Genomic DNA, 471 nt, shown 5'->3' with positions numbered 1-471 from the left:
CTGTGCGGCCCAGTTGTTCGATGGTAACTCGACATCCGTTCGAGATGGACTCGCAGCAGCGTGGCGTGCCCGCCGTCAGATCGCTGTGTGGGCCGTCGTCGCTGCGACGCTTGGCACGGTTCTGTACATCCTCGATGAGAAGTTCGGCGTCGTCGGAAGCCTAACGCGAGCTGTGTTCAATCTCGCGTGGGCGCTGCTGACGTTCTTCATCGTGCCGGTCATCGTCCTCGATCAGCGACGAAGTCTGCGCCGCCAGCTCCGGCGAAGTGGATCGCTCTTTCAAGACACGTGGGGTGAAAGCGTCTCCGCTACGCTCGGCGTGAGCTTCGTTTTCCTGCTCGTTGCGTTGCCCGGCGTCGCACTGGGTGCGGTGGGGTTCTTGGTGCTCGATGGCACACTCGCTACGGGGGCGCTCGTCGGTGGTGGCGGCATCGTCGTCGCCGCCATCGTGGGCTCGCAGCCGACATCCGC

Annotated in this window: 1 protein-coding gene; it reads left to right on the top strand. The window is 64.1% G+C overall.

Translation table 11 applies throughout. The features are described from left to right. Window positions 1–13 precede the first annotated feature (13 nt). The coding region (locus tag DVK07_RS21485; RefSeq protein ID WP_233565627.1) for a DUF6159 family protein at window positions 14–471 on the top strand (458 nt) is incomplete at its 3' end.

It is taken from the genome of Halorubrum sp. Atlit-26R (assembly GCF_003666015.1).
Classification (GTDB): domain Archaea; phylum Halobacteriota; class Halobacteria; order Halobacteriales; family Haloferacaceae; genus Halorubrum.
This window is presented reverse-complemented; position numbering and strand designations above follow the sequence as displayed.